Here is a 16,263-nt window from a genome sequence, read left to right as displayed (position 1 = left end):
CGGACAGACAGTGAGCCTTTGACCAGCGACCTGCTTCTCGAAGCCACGGGCATCGCCAAGAACTACGGCGCAGTCGCCGCGCTGCGCAACGCATCGCTGTCGCTGCGGCCCGGCGAAGTCCACGCCCTGATGGGCGCCAATGGCGCCGGCAAATCGACGCTGGTGAAGATTCTCACCGGCGCGATCCGCCACGACGCCGGCACCATCCTGATCCGCGGCCAGGCCCGCGACGTGAATTCACCGGCCGACGCGCGTCGCGCCGGACTGGTGTCGGTCTACCAGGAGCCGGCGCTGATCCCCGATCTCGACGTCGCCGCCAACCTGCGGCTGACCGGCACCCCGGTGCCGCCCTTCCGCAAATGGGTCGAGGAGCTCGGCATTCCGGATCTCGACATGCGCGAGACGGTACGCAACATCCCGCTGGCCGTCCTGCGCGTCCTCGACCTGGCCCGCGCCCTGGCGATCGAGCCGGACGTGCTGCTTCTCGACGAGATGACCGCGGCGCTGCCGGCCAACCTTGCCGAGCGCGTGATCGACGTCATCAAGCGGCAGCGCGAGACCGGCCGCTCGGTGATCTTCATTTCCCATCGCCTGCTCGAAATCTCGGCGCTCTGCGACCGCGCCACCGTGCTCCGCGACGGCGAGACGGTCGGCGTTGTCGACATGGCGCCCGGCGCCGACGAGAAGATCGTCGAACTGATGCTCGGCGCCCCGGCCGAAAAGGCGCGAGCCATCGTCCGGAAAGCCGATGCCGCACCGGCCGAGGGCGCGCCAGCCGCGGCGCCGCGGCTGCGAGTCTCCGGCCTGCGCGTCGGCACCAAGCTTGAGGATGTCTCCTTCGATTTGCGCGATGGCGAGGTGCTGGGCGTCGTCGCGCTGGAAGGGCAGGGGCAGGACGAGCTGTTCGAGGCGCTGGCGGGCATGCGCCGGGCATCTGGCGGGACGATCGCCGTCGACGGCCGCGAGGTCCGGTTCCGCCACCCCGCCGATGCGATCGCCGAGGGCCTGGCGCTGGTGCCGGGAAACCGCACCGATGGCTTGTTGATGCAGCGTTCGGTCAAGGAGAACATCGCCTTGCCGTTCAGTGCTCCCGTCAAGGCCTGGGGGCCGATCGACAGGAAGATGGAGCGCAAGGAAGTCGATGGCGCCATCGCCCGCCTTCAGATCGACACCCGCGCCCAGAGCGAGGTCCAGCGGCTCTCCGGCGGCAACCAGCAGAAGGTGACCATCGCCCGCTGGATCGCCACCGGCGCCCGCACCATCCTCTGCTTCGATCCGACCCGCGGTATCGATATCCGCACCAAGCGCGAGATTTACCAGTTGCTGCGCGATCTTGCCGGGCAGGGCCATTCGGTCCTTCTCTACACATCCGAACTGGAGGAGGTTCAACTGGTCTGTGATCGCGCGGTCGTCATCTTCTCCGGCCGGGTCGTCGACATCCTGCCGGCGGAAATCGCCGATGAGCCGGCGCTGATGCGCGCCGCCTACGGCTTGGCGCGGGCCGATGCCGGCGCGACACCTGGCGCCGAGACAGTCGTGGGCGCGCCGTCATGAGCCGTTTCATCCGCCGCAACGGCTGGGTCTTCGGCCTGTTCGTCCTGTTCGGCCTGCTCCTCGTCTTTACCCGCGCCATCCAGCCGGACTATGGCTCGGCGGCCTTCATTTCGCTGACCCTCGCGGTGCTGCCCTTCGCCTTTGCCGCGGCGGCCCAGACGCCCGTCGTCATCGCCGGCGGCATCGATCTCTCGATCGCCTCGATGATGGCGCTGACCAGTGTCACCGCCGCCACCCTGATGGATGGCGCCAGCGAGGAATTCGCCATCCTCGTCGTGCCGATGGTCCTGCTGCTCGGTGTCCTGCTCGGCGCCATCAATGGCGCGCTGATCGTCATCACCCGGGTGCCCGACATCGTCGTCACGCTGGCCATGCTCTTCGTCTGGGAGGGGGCCGCGCTGCTGGTCCTCAACGCGCCGGGTGGCGGCGCCGCCGATTGGCTGAAGGCGCTGCTTGTTGGAACCTTCGCCGTGCCCGGGGTGCCGACGGCGATCACCGACTGGATACCGACGGCGCTGGTACTGCTGGTCGTCTGTCTTGCCGTGGTCTGGATCCCGGTCGTCCGGTCGCGCCTCGGTCTGTCGATTTATGCGATCGGCAGCGACAGCCTCGCCGCCTTCCGCAGCGGCGTTTCGGTCAGCCGCACCCGCATTGCCGCCTATGCGCTTGGTGGGCTGTTCGCCGCGATGGGCGGGCTGGTCCTCACCATGAGCACCGGCATCGGCGCGCCGATCCCCGGGCCGTATCTTCTCGCCAGCGTCGCCGCCGTCGTGCTTGGCGGCGTGACGCTGGGCGGCGGGCAGGGCGGCCTGGTCGGCCCCATCGTCGCGGTCTTCATTCTCCGCCTCGTCCGCAGCGATCTCACCTTCCTGTCCGTCGATCCCAACGCCGCCACCATCGTCGAGGGGACAATCATGGTGATCGTCGTCATGCTCGGCGCGCTTGTCGCCCTGCGGAGCCGTTCGACATGAGTGACACTGCCCGGACCCCCGAAACCCTGCCCTTTGGCCGTCGCGTGCGCCGCTTCATGGCCGACCGGCCGCTGATCCCGCTGATCATCCTGCTGATCGGCCTGGTCGTCGTCCTCGAGATCCTCCGGCCCGGCATCGTCAACGAGCGGTGGGTCGCCAACACCATCAAGTTCGCCATCCCGCTTGCCATCCTCGCCGGCTGCCAGACGATGACCATGCTGACCGGCGGCATCGACCTCTCGGTCGGCGTCATCGCGACGATGAGCGCCTTCATCATGGCGACGCAGGTCGGCACCCACGACCCGGCGATTGCCATCCTGATCTCGCTGGTCCCCGCCGCCCTGATCGGCCTCGCCAACGGTATCGGGGTCGGCATCTTCCGGGTGCATCCGTTGATCATGACCCTTGGCATGAGCCTGATCGGCACCGGCGTGCTGCAGGTCTACCAGCGCACGGTGATCGCCACCGGATCGTCCATCCCGGATATCCTCGCCTGGCTCGGCACCGGCCGCACCTACGGCGTACCGAACGCGCTGGCGCTTTTCGTGCCGCTCGCCCTGCTGATCATCTTCATCCTCCGGCGCACCGGCTTCGGCCGGCTGCTCTACGCGGTCGGCGACAACGAGAAGGCGACGCGCATCGCCGGGGTTCACTACTGGAAGGTGATCGTCGCGCTCTACGTCCTGTCGGGACTGCTGGCCGGTGTCGCCGGCCTGCTCTATGTCGGCCTGATCAAGGCGCCGTCGCTGTCGCTCGCCGTGCCGCTGCTCCTGCCCTCGGTTGCCGCGGCGGTGATCGGCGGGACGTCGATCTTCGGCGGTCGCGGCGGCTACACCGGCACCATCATCGGCGCGCTGATCCTGACGGTTCTCGCCACCTTGCTGACCATTCTCCAGATGCCGGAGGGCTCGCGGCGCATCCTCTTCGGCCTGATCATCCTCGCCGTCACCGCGGCCTATATCCGGATCACCGAAGACTCCTGATCGGCGGGCGTTTTTCCGCGGCCGGTTGTTGGCAAAATGCCCCCGGGGCGGGGTATAACCCTGCCCATCATCGATTTGCCGAACCGGCCATACGAAGCCGTCATTTAGGGAGACTGTTGTGCCAAACCGGATTGCCCGGGTCGAACTGATCCGTTTCGCCTTTGAGACCGAAGGATTGGGACTGCCGTCCCATGGCGCCGCCGGTGTCGGCAACGTCGTTGCCAGGAAGGGCAGCACCATTTCCAGCCAGCGCTGGGCCGTCCGCATCGAGACCGAAGACGGCGCTCGCGGCGAGTATGTCACCCACTGGATCGGCACCCCGGCGTCCTTCGCCCAGGCGGCGATGCTGGCCCCGCACCTCGTTGGCCGCAATCCCGATACCCGCGAAGCGATCTGGCAGGACCTTCGCCGCGAGGTCCGCGCCTATGACCACATGGGCCACGGACCGCTCGACATTGCCCTCTGGGACCTGCAGGCGAAGCGCCTCGGCACGTCGGTTTCCGCGCTGATCGGCGGTTACCGCACCCGGCTGCCGACCTATGCCAGCACCTATCATGGTCAGGACGAGAAGGGCGGCCTCGACACCCCCAAGGCCTTTGCCGACTACGCCGTCGCCTGCAAGGAGCAGGGCTTCTCCGCCTTCAAGATCCACGGCTGGCACGGCGGCGACGCGAAGCTGGAAGCGAAGAACCTGCTCGGTGTCCGAGAGGCGGTCGGCGACGATTTCCCGCTGATGATCGATCCGGCGTCGCAACTCAGGACCTGGCTCGACGCGCTTTATGTCGGCCATGCCTGCGACGAGGCCGACTACCTCTGGTACGAGGATCCCTATCGCGACACCGGCGGCGCGGTCGAGGGCCACAAGCGGCTCCGCGAACGGCTGAAGACCCCGCTGCTCGTCTGCGAACACGTTCGCGGCCTCGAGGCCAAGGCAGCCTTCCTGATGGCTGGTGGCGGCGACATCATCCACGCCGATCCCGAATACGACATGGGGATCACCGGCGCGCTGAAGATCGCCAATTTCTGCATGGCCCTCGGTCTCGATGTCCAGTACCACGCTTGCGGTCCGGCCCATCGCGCAGTGATGGCGGCGACGCCGAATACCCGCTTCTACGAGATGGCGCTGGTCGGCCCCGACATGCCGAATGTCGTGCCGCCGGTCTATGGACCCGACTATTCCGACCAGCCGGATGCGATCGGCGAGGACGGCTGCGTTCCGGTTCCCGACGGTCCCGGTCTCGGCGTCGTCTACGACTGGGATTTCATCACCGCCAACGCCACCGATACGCTGACCTTCGGCGGTCCCGGCTGAGGCTTTGGCGTCGTCGGCGCGCCGATCGGTGCGCCGACGACGCCGGTCACGAGGCAGCGGAGATCGTGGCCCGCCTTGAAAAGGCCCGTCGCACGGCGCAGTCTGTCTCGAACAGGTCGATCCCTGGGTGATGGCCCGACAAGCGGGTCTGAGCGTCCGGCGTCGGATCGGCCTTGCAAAACGGACATGGGATCATGCCGTCGCACACCAGTTCGGACCGGGATCGGTCGGGCGCGGTCATCGTCAAGGTCGAGGAAATGAACCGCGACGGGCAATGCGTCCACGAAGGCGACTTCACCGGCGAGTTTCCGGACCGCCAGGCCGCCGCCGCCGCCATCAAGCTCCATCTGCAGCAATTTGCCTCGTCCGGCCACGACGAGACGGGCGATTTCTGGTGGGGCCGCGCGGCGAATGGCTGCGAGACGCGGTTCTTTATCCGCTAGGCCGGGTGCGGGACGCAGGGTCGCCGGTCAGGCGACGACGCCGTCCTTGTCCCACAGGCGGAAGCCGCCCTTGAAGGCATTGGCGTTGTCGCCGCGCCGGCAGCCCGGCGGCAGCTTGTCGAGCATCCGCACATTGCCGCCGCCGATGACGATATAGTCGGGCTGCGTCGCCGCGCGCAGCCGCTCGACCACCTCGAAGACCTCGTGCCGCCACTTCTTCTTGCCGAGGCGTTTCAGCCCCGCCTCGCCGACATAGTCCTCGAAGGTCTTCTTCTTCTTGAAGGGGAGATGCGCCAGTTCCATCGGCTGGGCGACGTTGTCGACGATCAGCGCCGAGCCGAGCCCGGTGCCGAGGCCGAGAAACAGCATCCGCCGTCCCTCGTAGCTGCCAATCGCCTGCAGCAATGCGTCGTTGACCACCTTGACCGGATGGCCGAAGGCGGTCTCGAAATCGTAGCCGGCCCATCCGGGACCGAGGTTGGCCGGGTCGACCACCGGCCGGTTATGCACCACCGGTCCGGGATAGCCCATCGAGATGACGTCATAGTCCCACCCTTCGGCGAGCGTCTTGACGTCGCTGACCATCTGCTCGGCGGTCATCTTCGGCCCGGAGTCGACGGCGCGCTTGGCGCGTCGGCCGGTCGCCAGGATCTTGACGTGGCTGCCGCCAATATCGATCGACAGCACCTTGGGTGCGCTCGCCTTGCCCGCACGGGCCTTCGTGGTGCTGGTTCGGGTTGTCGCTCTAGCCATTGTCGGGTCTCCCTGTCGCCGCTTCGTCCGCCAGGACGAGTAGTCTTGCCGGATCGAGCCGCCCGGCCGGAATCGCCGGGTCATGCTGCCGCAGCCTGGCCAATGCGTCGACCTTCTCCGCCCCGGTGACGACGAAGAGCAGCGCGCCGGCATTGTCGAGCACCGGGTAGGTCAGCGTCATCCGCGGATGCCCCTGGTAGGGGAGCGTCGTCGCCACCCAGCGGTCGCGCACGTCGAGCACCGGGTCGTTCGGCACCAGCGAGGCCGTGTGGCCGTCCGGGCCGAGGCCGAGGTGGATCATGTCGAGCCTGGGCGGCGAGCCGGCCACGCCTTCGAGCGTCCTCGCATAGTCGGCCGCGCCGACGGTCAGGTCGCTGGCCAGCACCGGCATGGCGTGCAGGTTCGCTTCGGGCAGGGGGGCGGCCGACAACAGGCTTTGCCGCAGATGCATGAGGTTGCGGTCGGGGCTGTCGTCGGCGGCGACCCGCTCGTCGACCTGGAAGAGCTGGACCTTGCTCCACGGCAGGTCCTCCTTCGCCAGCGCCGCCAGCATGATCCACGGCGTATGGCCGCCGCTGACCGCCAGTGTGAAGCGATCCCGCGCCGCGATCGCCGTGCGCGCCGCCGCGGCGATGCGCCTGGCGCCTTCCGCGGCGACCGCCTCGGCGTTGTCGAAAACCTCGACCTGCATCTAGACCTCCACCAGGTGGCTGTTCTGGTTCCAGCGCACGATCACCCGGTAGTCATGCTCGAATCCGAGGACGCTGACCGTCGCGGTGCCGAGCGCGAATAACTGCCCGTTGACCGGCGGCAGGCCGAGCCAGCAGGCGGTCAGGATGCGCAGGATATGGGCGTGGGCGAACAGCGCGACGTCGCCGTCGGCGGCCAGCGCGCGCTCGATGACCCGCCGGGCCCGTTCGCCGACCTGGTCGACGGTCTCGCCGCCGGGGACGCCACCTTTCCAGATCAGCCAGCCCGGCCGCTCCTTGCGGATGTCGGCGGTCTTCCGGCCTTCGTAATGGCCGTAGTCCCACTCCATCAGGTCATTGTCGAGTTCGGCGCCGTCGGCATAGCCCGCCAGCCGGCAGGTCTCGACGGCCCGGATCAGCGGGCTCGACAGCACCAGCGAAAAAGGCCGTCCCTTCAGCCGGCGGCCGATGGCGCGGGCCCGCGCTTCGCCGGCCTTGTCGAGGGGGATGTCGGTGCGGCCCGTATGCTGGCCGGACTTGCTCCACTCGGTTTCGCCATGGCGGAAGAGCCAGAGCTCCCGGTGATCGTCCATCGTCGCGCCTCCCGGCCGGCTCAGGGCTTCGGGTCGACCCAGCCATTCGGCGGGACGAGATGCTTGAGCGCCTGCGTCGGTCCCCAGGTGCCCGGCTTGTAGGGGTGGACCGGGACCTTGTTGCCGAGGATCGGGTCGACGATCCGCCAGGCGATCTCGCTGGCGTCCTGCCGGGTGAACAGCGAGTCGTCGCCGTCCAGCGCATCGCCGATTAGCCGCTCATAGGGCTCCATCTCGTCCTTGACGTCGTCGCGAGCGATCAGCTCGATCTGCTGGCCCTTCATCTCCTCGCCCGGCGCCTTCTTGCGCGAGCCGATGGCGATGACGACCTCGGGGCTGAGCCGGAAGCGGACATAGTTGCACTGGCCGTCCTGCTGTTCGCCAAAGGCGTCGAGCGGCGGCCGGTGGAAGCGGACCACGACCTCGGTCACATGCGCCGGCAGGTTCTTGCCGGCGCGGATGAAGAAGGGCACGCCCTCCCAGCGCCAGGAATCGACGAACAGCCGGACGGCGGCGAAGGTCTCGACCTGCGAGTCCTTGGCGACACCCGGCTCGTCGCGATAGCCCTCGAACTGGCCGCGCACCACGTCGGCCGGGTCCAGCGGCCGGATCGCCTTGAAAACCTTGACCTTCTCGTCGATCAGCCCGGCCTCGAAATCGCCGGCCGGCGCTTCCATCGCCAGGATGACGAGGACGTTCATCAGGTGGTTCTCGATGACGTCGCGGATGGCGCCGACATCGTCGTAGAAATGCCCGCGACCCTGGACGCCGAAGTCCTCGGCCATCGTCACCTGGACGCTCTCGACGTAATTCCGGTTCCAGATCGGCTCGAGATAGGAGTTGGCGAAGCGGAAGTAGAGCAGGTTCTGGACCGCTTCCTTGCCGAGATAGTGGTCGATCCGGAAGATCGACGACTCGTCGAAGGCGAGGTGCAGGATGCGGTTCAGCCATTGCGCCGAGGGGAGGTCGCGGCCGAAGGGCTTCTCGACCATCAGCCGGGCGCCGGTGGCGCAGCTCGATTGCTGCAGGCCCTGCACCACCGTCTCGAACATGTTCGGCGGGATGGCGAGATAGTGGAGCGGCCGCGCAGCGCCATCGAGCGCCTCCTTCAGCCGCTGGAAGGTCGCCGGGTCGCGATAGTCGCCGCTGACATAGCGCAACAGCTTGGCCAGCTTGGCAAAGGTCGCCTCGTCGACCGATCCCTTGTCGTTGACGATGCCGTCGCGCGCCCGCGCGATCAGCTGGTCGATGGTCCAGTCCTCGAAGGCGACGCCGATCACCGGCACGTCCAGCATGCCCCGCCGCACCATGGAATAGAGCGACGGAAAGGTCTTCTTGTGGGCGAGGTCCCCCGTCGCGCCGAACAGCACCAGGGCATCGGATTTCGCTTGAGCCATATTCTTTCGCTGCCTGTTGGTTCGCTTTGGTCAGGGGCCTCGGTCGATCAGGGCTTCTTTTCCAGGTGACCGCCGAACTCGTAGCGCATCGCCGACATCACCTTGTCGGCGAAGTCCGCGTTGCCGCGCGAGGAGAAGCGCTCATAGAGCGCCGACGACAGGACATGGGCCGGCACGCCTTCGTCGATCGCCGCCTTGATCGTCCAGCGACCCTCGCCGGAATCCGAAACCCGGCCTTCGTAGTTGTCGAGATGCGGGTCTTCGAGCAGCGCCTCGGCGGCGAGATCGAGGAGCCACGAACCGATGACGCTGCCGCGCCGCCAGACCTCGGCGACGTCCGGAATGTTGAGGTCGAACTGGTAATATTCCGGATCGCGAAGCGGCGTCGTCTCGGCGTCGACTTCCTGCTTCTTGGTGCCGATATTGGCGCTCCGCAGGATGTTGAGGCCTTCCGCATAGGCAGCCATCACGCCGTATTCGACGCCGTTGTGGACCATCTTGACGAAATGGCCGGCGCCGCTCGGGCCGCAATGCAGGTAGCCATGCTCGGCGGTGCCGCCGACCTTGTCGCGGCCGGGGGTGCGCGGTGCGGACTCGATCTTTGGCGCCAGCGAGGCGAACACCCCGTCGAGATGCTTCACCGCCTCGTCCGGGCCGCCGATCATCTGGCAGAAACCACGCTCGAGGCCCCAGACGCCGCCGCTGGTGCCGACATCGACATAGTGGACGCCGGTCGGCTCCAGCCGCTTGGCCCGGTCCATGTCGTCACGGTAGTAGGAATTGCCGCCGTCGACGATCATGTCGCCCTTTTCCATCAGCGGGGCGACCTGGGCCAGCGTTTCCTCGACCACTGCGGCCGGCACCATCATCCATGCGGCGCGCGGCTTGGTCAGCTTGGAGACGAAGTCCTCCATCGAGGTGGCGCCGATCGCGCCTTCGCCGGCCAGTTCCTTGACCGCGGCGGGGTTGACGTCGAAGACCACGCATTCGTGGCCGTCGCGCATCAGGCGGCGGACCATGTTGGCCCCCATGCGGCCGAGGCCGATCATCCCGAGTTGCATGGATTCATTCCTTCCGATCGTTGGACTTCGGTGTGGGTAGCGGCGCTCAGGCGGCGAGCGCCGATACCTTGGCTTCGATGCTGTCGAGGAGCTGCTTGAAGGAGTCGTCGAAGGAATCGCGGCCTTCGATCTGCAGCTGGGCGGCGAGCGCATCGACGTCGAGGCCGGCCTTGGTGATGGCGGCGATCGTCTCTTCCGCGTCGCCGCCGTCAGCCGCCAGCACGCCGTCGAGCTTGCCGTGATCGCCAAAGGCGAGCAGCGTCGCTTCCGGCATGGTGTTGACCGTGTTGTCCGCGGCCAGCGCCGTCACATAGAAGGTGTCCGGAATCCGCGGATCCTTGGCGCTGGTGCTGGCGAACAGCAGCCGTTGCGGGAATGCGCCGCCGGCGGCAAGCTTCTTCCAGCGATCGGATTCCAGGAGATCGCAATAGGCCTTGAAGCTGCGCTTGCCGATGGCGACGCCGAGCTTGTTATGCAGGTCCTCCGGCAGGGTCTTCGACGCCGCGACATCCCAGCGCGAGATGAACAGCGATGCGACCGAATGGACGTTCAGGTCCTGTCCGGCCGCCACCCGGCGCTCGAGGCCGCGCATGAATGCCTCGGCCGAGTCGAGATAATGCTCGCGCGAGAAGAGCAGGGTGACGTTGATCGAGATCCCGGCGGCGGTCAGTTCCTCGATCGCCACGAGACCGGCCTCGGTGCCCGGAACCTTGATGAAGACGTTCGGCCGGGCCGCCGCGGCATGCAGCCGCTTGGCCTGGGCAATGGTCCCCTCGGTGTCGTCGGCCAGCGTCGGCGAGACTTCGAGCGAGACGAAGCCGTCGACGCCGCCGGTGGCGTCGTGGATCGGCCGGAAAAGGTCGGCGGCGGCGGTAATGTCCTCCAGCGCGATCTCGAAGAACAGCTCTTCGGTCGACAGCCCCTTGCCGATCCGGCTGCGCATCGCGTTGTCATAGTCGGCGCTGCCGGCGATCGCGTGCTGGAAGATGGTCGGGTTGGACGTCAGCCCGGTCACCGAAAGGTCCGATATGTAGCGCGCCAGCGTGCCGCTATCGAGCAACTCGCGGCGGATGTTGTCGAGCCAGATGCTCTGGCCGGCATCGTGCAATGATTTCAGGGGATTCATGGCCTCACCTCACTCTGTTCGATCAGGCGCGAAACGTGCTTCGCGACTGCTTCGGGTGTGATCCCGAGTTTCTCATATAGGGTCTCCGCCGGCGCCGAGGCGCCGAAGCGGGTCAGGCCGACGACATCGTCGGCGAACTCATACCAACTGTACGGCGCAGCCGCCTCGACTGCGACCGTCGGCATCTCCGGCGGCAGGATTTTCGCCCGCTCCACGGCCGGGCGATCGCGAAAGATCTCGACGCAGGGCATCGAGACGACGCGGGCGTTGATGCCCTTGCGGGCGAGGAGTTCGCGCGCCTTCATCGCGATCTCGACCTCGGAACCGGTGCCGATGATCGCTGCGTCGTCGCCGGCGGCGACCACCGTCGCGCCCTTGCTGACATCGACAAGGTTGGCGTCGAGGGTCGGCAGGCCCTGGCGCGAGAGGACCATGACCGTCGGTCCGGCATGGGCCAGCGCCTCGGCCCAGGCCTGCGCCGCCTCATTGGCGTCGGCCGGGCGGATCACCCGCAAATCGGGCGTCGCCCGCATGCTGGCCAGATGCTCGATCGGCTGGTGGGTCGGGCCGTCTTCGCCAAGGCCGATGGAATCGTGGGTGAAGACGAACACCACCGGCAGGCCCATCATCGCCGCCAGCCGGATCGGCTCGACCATGTAGTCGCGGAACGACATGAAGGTCGAGCAGAAGGGCCGGATGCCGCCATGGGCCGCCATGCCGTTGCAGATCGCGCCCATCGCGTGTTCGCGGATGCCGAAATGGATGTTGCGGCCGGAGAAGTCGCCCTGGTTGACGTCGCCCGAGCCGATGACGGCGGTGTGCGTCGACGACAGCACGTCAGCCGTTCCGCCGGCAAGCTCCGGCACCACCGGCGCGAAGGCATTGAGCGCCTTGCCGCCGGAGACCCGGGTCGCGATCCGCTCGCCCGGCTGGAACACCGGCAGCGCGTCGCGCCATCCCTTGGCCAGCGTGCCGGACATTGCCCGCTCGAATGCTTCGGCATCGGTCGGGTTGTCGGCGCGGTAGCGAACCATCAACTCATTCCACTCCGCATGAGACTTGGCCCGCTCCGCCACCTGGTTGCGCCAGTCGGCGTAGACCGCGTCGGGAATCTCGAAGGGCGGGTAGGGCCAGTTGAGGGTCTCGCGGGTCGTGGCGACATTCGCCTCGCCGAGCGGCGATCCGTGCGCCTTGGCCGTATCCTGGACCGGGGAGCCGTAGCCGATGTGGCTATGGTCGATGATCAGGCTCGGCCGCTCCGTCTCGGCCGTGGCGCTGGCGATGGCCTTGTCGATCGCGTCGAGGTCGTTGACGTCGGCGATCTGGGCGACATGCCATCCGTAGGCGTCGAAGCGCTCGGCGACATTCTCGGTGAATTCCTCGTCGGCCTGGCCTTCGAGCGTCACGTGGTTGGCGTCGAAGAAGACGGTCAGCTTGCCGAGCGCCATGTGCAGCCGGCCGGCCAGCGACGACGCCTCGCTGGTCATCCCTTCCATCATGTCGCCTTCGCCGCAGAAGGCCCATGTCCGGTGGTTGACGATGTCGAGGCCCGGACGGTTGAAGCGGGCGGCGAGCATCTTCTCGGCCAGCGCCATGCCGACGGCGTTGACGAAGCCCTGGCCGAGCGGGCCGGTGGTGATCTCGACCCCCGGCGTCACGCCGCGTTCGGGATGGCCGGGCGTCCGCGACTGCCATTGGCGAAACTGCTTGAGGTCGTCGATCGACAGGTCGTAGCCGGAAAGATGCAGGCTGGCATAGAGCAGCATCGAGGCGTGACCGCCGGACAGGACGAACCGGTCGCGATCCGGCCAGTCGGTCGCCGCCGGGTCGTGGCGCATATGACGGGTGAAAAGCCGATAGGCCAGCGGCGCCAGCCCCATTGGCGTGCCGGGATGCCCTGAATTGGCGCGTTCGACGGCGTCTACGGCCAGGAAACGAATGGCGTTGATCGCCTCCTGCTGGCTGCGAAGGTCGGAAGTGTCGGACATGGTTTTTCCCTTCCTCGCGCACCGGCCCTGGTCGCCAGGCTATCGAATGATCCTCGGAAATTCAGGCAGGGGCGATGGGTTGCCCCGATGCAGGGCCCTTGTCGCAGGTCATTCTAAACATTTCGTACCCGGCAATCAGGTCGTCCGTTTGCGATGATGCAGGATCTGGGGCTTGGGCTTCGCGGCAATGGCAACCGTATGGTCGCGCCCTTCCCAGTTTTCACCGTAGCGGCGGGTGAAATTCAACGCCGACCGCCCCTTCAAACTGTCGGGTGCAATGGTGACCCCCCAGAGCCCGAAAGGCAACGGCTCGGCCGGCAGATCCTCCACCGATTGCCAGCCGTCCCAGCCGAAGCGGAGGGTGAAGGGATGGCGGTCCTCGATCACCAGCGTCCGCCCGGCGGCCAGCGTCGCGATCGGCGTCTCGTTGCGCCAGCGGGTCCGCTTCGCCTTCGGCACCCGCTTGCCATAGCGTTTGCGCACGACGTCGAGCAGTTCCACCGGCTGCCCGCGGTCACGGGCGATCAGCAGCTTGAGGAACTCCGAATGCGACCAGATCAGCGGCATCGCGCTGCCTGACGGCCGACCGGGAAAAAGCTCGCGTTCCGGAATCGCCTCGGCGTCCCACACCTGCTCCGGCAGCAGCCCGCCGGGGCTGGCACAGCGGTGCATGGTGCGCAGATACTCGATCGGGTCCTCGCCGGCCTGCAGTGCCAGGTGGCCGCGTTCGCCGGTGAGCAGCGGCCATGCGCGCCCGACGCCGTTGCCGTCATAGGCGCGACCGTCGTCATATTCGCCGTAGCCGTCGTCGTTGTAGCGGCGATAGACGGCGCCGGACGGCGTCTCGACCCGCAGCATGCTGTCGACGACCTTGATCGTGTCCCGGATGCGCGGATCGTCAGCCTTGCGCAGGCCGAGCCGCACCAGCCATGAAAAGTCGAGCGCCACCAGGCAGGACGCCTCGATCATCTGGCCGTTGCGATTGCGCAGCAGCACGTTGCCGGTGACGCCGCCATCCTTCTCGGGCGGCGCGATGCGGACGTAATAGCCCGCGACGCCGGCCTGCTTGGCCATTGGCGTATCGGCGACGTAGCACCACTGCTCGATCCGCTCGTTCCAGTCGTCGGCGAGGTCGAGCGCATAGTCGCGCTCGCCGTCGTCGAGCCACGGGCCGGCGGCCGCCAGCGCGGCGATCACCACCGCGACGGTGAAGGCGCTGATTCCCGGGTTTTCCTCCCAGCGGTCCTGGTCGCTCGACGGACCGTGCCGGGCGATCGAGCCGACCGCCGCGCGCACCATCTCCCGCACGCCGGGCGCATCGTCCTCGCCGATCTCGCGCAGCTTTGCCGCCAGCAGGATCGGGAAGCCGGTTTCGTCGAGCTGGATGCCGGTCCAGAACGGCTGGCCGCTCGGGAAATAGTTCTGCGGCCAATGCCCGTCCGGCAACTGGACCGCCATCATGTGGGCGAGGATATGCCGGGCGTCTGCGATCTCGTTGGCGGCAAGCAGCGCGAAGGCGGCCAGCGTTGCGTCGCGTGGCCAGACGAGGTGGTAGCCGCCGAGCGTATTGGTCTGGTTGCCCCATGGTGTGCTCATGCTGGCGACCAGCGCGCCGGCATACATGCGGTCCTCGTGGCACTTGAGCACCGTTGCCGACATCAGCGCCTCCGATGCCAGGCCCGGCTCCGGCGAGGGCAGGGTGAGCTTGCTGCCCCACGCTTCCCATTCGTCGAGAAACCCCTGGCGGATCGTCGCATAGCCGGCGGCAAGCGCCGATCGCGCCAGCGTGCGCGCGCTCTTCGCCTGTGGGGCGAGGCCGAGCGCGATCACCCCCTGTCGGTCCGCAAGCGACGCCGACAGGGCGACGTTGCCGCTCTCGGCGCGGTCGAAGTTGAAGGTGAAACGACCGTTGCGGGCAAGATCCTGCCAGCCGTCGGACGCGCCGACATAGCCGACGCTGAGATCGTCCATCCGTACGTCGGCGGTCAGGCACATCGCCCCGATATCGATGGCAGCGTATGCCTCGCCATCCTCGATCCATGCGGTGTTGTCATAGCCGCTGGTGCCGAGATGCGGCGCGGCGATGATGCCGAGCCGATAGGGCCCCTCGACCTCGTAGCGCAGCAGCAGCACGTCGCGCAGCGGATCGGGAAGCACCTCGACGGTCAGCCGGTAGTCGTCGCCGGTATGGGCGATGGTCAGGAGCGGCAGGTAGGGCTTGGGCTTGGACAGTTCATACTGGCGCACCCGCTTGAGGTCGATCCAGCGGCCGTCGCCGATCAGGTAGAAGCTGAGGTCGCGAATCTGCGGCCGGCCGGTCGAGGGCCAGTAGACCTCGTTGATGATGCCATGGCCGATCGTCACCCAGAGCCGGGAGTTGCCGAGCGCCGAGGTGACGAAGTCCTTGTCGCTGGATGCCCATGTGGGCGCAATGCCCGGCGCTCCGAATGCAGCTTCGCCCATATCGTCACCCTGCCGCCAGCAACCGAGACTTTTTTGCCCCGTATCACATGCTGCCAACGCCGTCGCGACAAATTTCAGATTAGCGTGGCGCGACTGTTAAGCTATGAGTTTGCCGGCTTCGTCGTCTCAATGGCACGGCGCTTTCCGGCGCCGCAGTGAAGGAAGACTTTCGTGGCGTCCACCTATGTCGGCGATTTCGCCAACTTCGTCATCGCCCATGGCGCGCCGGTCATCTTTCTCGTCATCGCCCTCGAATCGCTTGGCGCGCCACTGCCCGGCGAGACCCTTCTGGTCGCTGTCGGCACCGCGGCCGGCATCCGCAACGCCGACCTCCTTCCCCTGTTCCTGGTCGCCTGGGCCGGTGCCTTCCTCGGCGACAATGCCGGCTATGCACTTGGCCGATGGTTCGGGCAGAAGGCGATTCGCAAGTTCGGCGCCCATATCGGGCTCAACGAGGCGCGCATGGCGGGCTTCGAAGCAACCTTCGCCCGCTATGGCGTCTTCATCGTCGCCGCGGCCCGTTTCATCGTGCCGCTGCGTCAGCTCAATGGCCTGATTGCCGGCAGCCTGCACATGCCGTGGCTGCGCTTCGCCATCGCCAATGCGATCGGCGCGGCGCTCTGGGTCGGCGTCTGGCTCTTCCTGAGCTCCCGCTTCTCGAATCTGCTCGCCCATCTCGACAAGCTTCACGGCGTCGGCATCGCGGCGCTCGTCCTCGGCGCGCTCGCCATCTGCACATATGGCGTCGTGCGGTACCGCCGGCACAAGCGCGGCTAAGTCGCTGTCCCGGGGCCGTTTTCCGCACCTTTCTTCCGGGTATACACAAAACCGTAATACAACTCGGTAACCAATGCCTGCCGGCGGAAAGCCGGCGCTTTGTAGGTCTTTCCGCGTCGATCGAAGCCGACCTGGCATTCCGAACGTCTGGAA

The 16,263-nt window shown here is 67.1% G+C and carries 14 protein-coding genes; 6 read left to right on the top strand and 8 right to left on the bottom strand.

The window, feature by feature from the left end; genetic code table 11:
* Positions 1 to 18 precede the first annotated feature (18 nt).
* From BLT60_RS13265 to BLT60_RS13245, 5 genes are all read left to right on the top strand, one after another.
* Positions 19 to 1,554 carry a sugar ABC transporter ATP-binding protein gene (locus BLT60_RS13265; RefSeq protein ID WP_090876944.1) on the top strand — a complete coding sequence of 512 codons (1,536 nt, stop codon included), beginning with the start codon at positions 19 to 21 and terminating at the stop codon, positions 1,552 to 1,554.
* Complete coding sequence (locus tag BLT60_RS13260) at positions 1,551 to 2,525, top strand: ABC transporter permease (RefSeq protein ID WP_090876943.1); 975 nt, start codon at positions 1,551 to 1,553, stop codon at positions 2,523 to 2,525. Before BLT60_RS13265 ends, BLT60_RS13260 begins: the two co-directional genes overlap by 4 nt.
* On the top strand, positions 2,522 to 3,508 hold the full coding sequence (locus BLT60_RS13255; RefSeq protein WP_090876942.1) for an ABC transporter permease: 987 nt from the start codon (positions 2,522 to 2,524) through the stop codon (positions 3,506 to 3,508). The genes BLT60_RS13260 and BLT60_RS13255 overlap by 4 nt, the downstream gene beginning before the upstream one ends.
* 118 nt (positions 3,509 to 3,626) lie before the next feature.
* Positions 3,627 to 4,820, top strand: a complete 1,194-nt coding sequence (locus BLT60_RS13250; RefSeq protein ID WP_090876941.1) for an enolase C-terminal domain-like protein — start codon at positions 3,627 to 3,629, stop codon at positions 4,818 to 4,820.
* Between the two features lie 194 nt (positions 4,821 to 5,014).
* Positions 5,015 to 5,263, top strand: coding sequence for a hypothetical protein (locus BLT60_RS13245; RefSeq protein ID WP_090876940.1), 249 nt, complete (start codon positions 5,015 to 5,017; stop codon positions 5,261 to 5,263).
* Between the two features lie 27 nt (positions 5,264 to 5,290).
* Here BLT60_RS13245 and BLT60_RS13240 read toward each other — a convergent pair whose 3' ends face one another.
* The 8 genes from BLT60_RS13240 to BLT60_RS13205 form a co-directional block, all read right to left on the bottom strand.
* A complete protein-coding gene (locus BLT60_RS13240) occupies positions 5,291 to 6,016 on the bottom strand; it encodes an ROK family protein (protein WP_139167832.1) in 726 nt (241 codons plus the stop codon).
* Positions 6,009 to 6,707 (bottom strand): 6-phosphogluconolactonase, encoded by a 699-nt coding sequence (pgl, locus tag BLT60_RS13235; protein WP_090876938.1) that lies wholly within the window; start codon positions 6,705 to 6,707, stop codon positions 6,009 to 6,011. The genes BLT60_RS13240 and pgl overlap by 8 nt, the downstream gene beginning before the upstream one ends.
* Positions 6,708 to 7,298: a histidine phosphatase family protein gene (locus tag BLT60_RS13230; protein ID WP_090876937.1), complete on the bottom strand. Its 591-nt coding sequence runs from the start codon at positions 7,296 to 7,298 to the stop codon at positions 6,708 to 6,710.
* Between the two features lie 20 nt (positions 7,299 to 7,318).
* Positions 7,319 to 8,695, bottom strand: coding sequence for a glucose-6-phosphate dehydrogenase (gene zwf / locus BLT60_RS13225; RefSeq protein ID WP_090876936.1), 1,377 nt, complete (start codon positions 8,693 to 8,695; stop codon positions 7,319 to 7,321).
* 47 nt (positions 8,696 to 8,742) lie between these two features.
* Entirely contained in the window at positions 8,743 to 9,756 is a 1,014-nt protein-coding gene (gnd, locus tag BLT60_RS13220) for a phosphogluconate dehydrogenase (NAD(+)-dependent, decarboxylating) (RefSeq protein WP_090876935.1), read from the bottom strand.
* Positions 9,757 to 9,802: 46 nt separating this feature from the next.
* Positions 9,803 to 10,882 carry a transaldolase gene (gene tal / locus BLT60_RS13215; protein WP_090876934.1) on the bottom strand — a complete coding sequence of 360 codons (1,080 nt, stop codon included), beginning with the start codon at positions 10,880 to 10,882 and terminating at the stop codon, positions 9,803 to 9,805.
* Entirely contained in the window at positions 10,879 to 12,870 is a 1,992-nt protein-coding gene (tkt, locus tag BLT60_RS13210; protein ID WP_090876933.1) for a transketolase, read from the bottom strand. Before tkt ends, tal begins: the two co-directional genes overlap by 4 nt.
* A gap of 135 nt (positions 12,871 to 13,005) precedes the next feature.
* Positions 13,006 to 15,333 (bottom strand): glycoside hydrolase family 15 protein, encoded by a 2,328-nt coding sequence (locus BLT60_RS13205; RefSeq protein WP_090876932.1) that lies wholly within the window; start codon positions 15,331 to 15,333, stop codon positions 13,006 to 13,008.
* Between the two features lie 171 nt (positions 15,334 to 15,504).
* On the opposite strand from BLT60_RS13205, the gene BLT60_RS13200 reads away from it, so the two are divergent.
* Positions 15,505 to 16,110, top strand: coding sequence for a DedA family protein (locus tag BLT60_RS13200; RefSeq protein WP_090876931.1), 606 nt, complete (start codon positions 15,505 to 15,507; stop codon positions 16,108 to 16,110).
* Positions 16,111 to 16,263: the final 153 nt, after the last annotated feature.

Origin of the sequence: Bauldia litoralis, from assembly GCF_900104485.1 — a bacterium.
Lineage (GTDB): Bacteria > Pseudomonadota > Alphaproteobacteria > Rhizobiales > Kaistiaceae > Bauldia > Bauldia litoralis.
The sequence above is the reverse complement of the archived record's forward strand: the minus strand, read 5'-3'. Positions and strand labels throughout refer to the sequence as shown.

Excerpts from the sequence above, each read along its gene's own strand:
- BLT60_RS13205 (WP_090876932.1), bottom strand. The coding sequence starts at position 15,333 with ATGGGCGAAGCTGCATTCGGAGCGCCGGGCATTGCGCCCACATGGGCA.
- BLT60_RS13245 (WP_090876940.1), top strand. The coding sequence starts at position 5,015 with ATGCCGTCGCACACCAGTTCGGACCGGGATCGGTCGGGCGCGGTCATC.
- tal (WP_090876934.1), bottom strand. The coding sequence starts at position 10,882 with ATGAATCCCCTGAAATCATTGCACGATGCCGGCCAGAGCATCTGGCTC.
- tkt (WP_090876933.1), bottom strand. The coding sequence starts at position 12,870 with ATGTCCGACACTTCCGACCTTCGCAGCCAGCAGGAGGCGATCAACGCC.
- BLT60_RS13255 (WP_090876942.1), top strand. The coding sequence starts at position 2,522 with ATGAGTGACACTGCCCGGACCCCCGAAACCCTGCCCTTTGGCCGTCGC.
- BLT60_RS13240 (WP_139167832.1), bottom strand. The coding sequence starts at position 6,016 with ATGGCTAGAGCGACAACCCGAACCAGCACCACGAAGGCCCGTGCGGGC.
- gnd (WP_090876935.1), bottom strand. The coding sequence starts at position 9,756 with ATGCAACTCGGGATGATCGGCCTCGGCCGCATGGGGGCCAACATGGTC.
- pgl (WP_090876938.1), bottom strand. The coding sequence starts at position 6,707 with ATGCAGGTCGAGGTTTTCGACAACGCCGAGGCGGTCGCCGCGGAAGGC.
- BLT60_RS13230 (WP_090876937.1), bottom strand. The coding sequence starts at position 7,298 with ATGGACGATCACCGGGAGCTCTGGCTCTTCCGCCATGGCGAAACCGAG.
- zwf (WP_090876936.1), bottom strand. The coding sequence starts at position 8,695 with ATGGCTCAAGCGAAATCCGATGCCCTGGTGCTGTTCGGCGCGACGGGG.
- BLT60_RS13260 (WP_090876943.1), top strand. The coding sequence starts at position 1,551 with ATGAGCCGTTTCATCCGCCGCAACGGCTGGGTCTTCGGCCTGTTCGTC.